The organism is Variovorax sp. E3 (assembly GCF_016082275.1).
GTDB lineage: Bacteria > Pseudomonadota > Gammaproteobacteria > Burkholderiales > Burkholderiaceae_C > Variovorax.
Genome location: NZ_MOWM01000316.1, coordinates 1 through 1,939 on the forward strand (window position 1 = coordinate 1; position 1,939 = coordinate 1,939).

Here is a 1,939-nt window from a genome sequence, read left to right on the forward strand (position 1 = left end):
GGCGGCGGTGGCGGCGGGGTGGGGGTGCTGTGGCGTTCGGCGGCCTTGCGCGCGGCCAGGGTGGCCGACGCGGCGCCGCCGGGCGCTTGCCGTCGAGCGTGCCCATCTCCCACCGTTCCCAGGCGGAGAGGGCGGGCTTGGCCTTGGGTTGGGGCTTGGCATCGCCCACCGCCGCGTGGCGCGCGGCGGCGTGGATGGCGGCAATGCGCGCGCGGGAGTCGCCGAAGGCGCCGGTGTCAGACGAAGTCATCGGTGCCAGGCGCCGCAATCACGATTTCGCCGGCCTCCGCCAGACGGCGGGCGACCTGCAGGATGGCCTTCTGTTCGGTCTCCACTTGCGACACGCGCACGGGACCGCGCAGCTCCATGTCCTCGCGCAGCGTTTCGGCGGCGCGTTGCGACATGTTGTTGAGGAACTTGTCGCGCAGCTCCATCGGCGCGCCCTTGAGCGCGATGATGAGCGAGTCGCTCTCGATGTCCTTGAGCAGGCGCTGGATGCTGCGGTCTTCCAGGCCGAGCAGGTTCTCGAACACGAACATCTCGTCGACGATGCGCTGGGCCAGCGCTTCGTCCTGTTCGCGCACATGGGCAATGGCTTCTTCTTCCACCGCGGTGCTCATCAGGTTGACGATCTCGGCCGCGGTGCGCACGCCGCCCAGTCGGCTGCGGCGCAGGCCCTGGCCCGCGAGCATCTCGGTGAGCACGTCGGTCAGCTCGTGCAGCGCGGTGGGCTGCACGCCGCCGAAGGTGGCCACGCGCATGATCACGTCGTGGCGCAGGCGCGCGGGCAGCTTCTCCAGCACTTCCGAGGCCTTCATGCGGTCCAGGTGGATGAGCAGGGTGGCCAGGATCTGCGGATGCTCGTCGCGGATGAGCTCGGCCACTTCGCTGGCCTCCAGCTCGTTGAGCCGCTCGATGCCGCCGTGCGGCTCGTCGGGCTGCAGGATGTCTTCCAGCAGATTGCTGGCGCGGTCCTCGCCCAGCGCCTTCTTCAGCACCGCGCGGATGTAGCTGGTCGAGCCCAGGTGCAGGGCCGACAGCTGCTCGGTCTCCTCGCGGAACTCGGCCAGCACGGCGGCCAGCTCTTCCTTGGAGACGGAGCTCAGCTTGGACATCGCCAGGCCCAGTGCCTGCACCTCGGGGGTGGGCAGCTGGTGCAGCGCGGCGGCGGCGCGGTCTTCGCCCAGCGCCATCAGCAAGATGGCGCTCTTGCGGGTACCCAGTTCGCTAGTCATCGGTGTTCATCCAGTGCTGGATCAGGGTGGCCACCAGCTTCGGATCCTTGTCGGCGATCTGGTGGGCGTAGTCCATGTCGGCCTTCTTGCGGGTGGCCTCGCGTTCGCGCAGGCTCTCCTCGGCCGACGGCGTGTTGACGTCGGGTTCCGCCACCGGCTCGAAGGCGGCCACCGGGGCGGGCGCCGGCGCGGCGGGCGCATGGCGGCGCATGAGCGGCCGCAGCACGGCCAGCCAGGCGAACAGCGCGAGCAGGGCGAAGAACAGGTACTGGCCCAGCGTCTTGCCGATCTCGATGTTCTCGCGGTCGCGCCAGAACGGCAATTCAGGCGCGGGGCCGCTGTCGGCGTCGCGGGCGAAGGCGCTGTTGACCACGTTGAGCGAGTCGCCGCGTTCCTGGCTGAAGCCCATGGCCTCCTTGGCGAGGTTGCGGATCTGTTCCAGCTCGGCCGGCGTGAGCGCGCGGCTCGAGGTCTTGCCGGCCGCGTCGGTCGCGTCGCGGTTGTTCACCACCACGGCCACCGACAGGCGCTTCACGCCGCCGGCGGCTTGCTGCACGTGGCGGATGGTGCGGTCGAGTTCGTAGTTGGTGGTGGTGTCCTTGCGCGTGCTGCTCGGGCCGGCGGATGCGCTGGCCGTGGAGGCGGCGGTTGCACCCGGCGCTCCCGGCGTGCCCGGCGGCGGCGTGCCCGGCGCGTTGGGCGCG

The 1,939-nt window shown here is 70.7% G+C and carries 2 protein-coding genes and 1 pseudogene; all 3 read right to left on the minus strand.

The features are described from left to right. Nucleotides 1–250: pseudogene (locus BMG07_RS40480) on the minus strand (flagellar assembly protein FliH); the annotation flags it as partial. After that, nucleotides 237–1,235: a flagellar motor switch protein FliG gene (fliG, locus tag BMG07_RS40485; RefSeq protein ID WP_198089184.1), complete on the minus strand. Its 999-nt coding sequence runs from the start codon at nt 1,233–1,235 to the stop codon at nt 237–239. The pseudogene BMG07_RS40480 and the gene fliG, both read right to left, overlap by 14 nt. After that, nucleotides 1,228–1,939: flagellar M-ring protein FliF C-terminal domain-containing protein (locus BMG07_RS40490; RefSeq protein WP_307867333.1), on the minus strand; the 712-nt coding region annotated here is incomplete at its 5' end. The genes BMG07_RS40490 and fliG, both read right to left, overlap by 8 nt.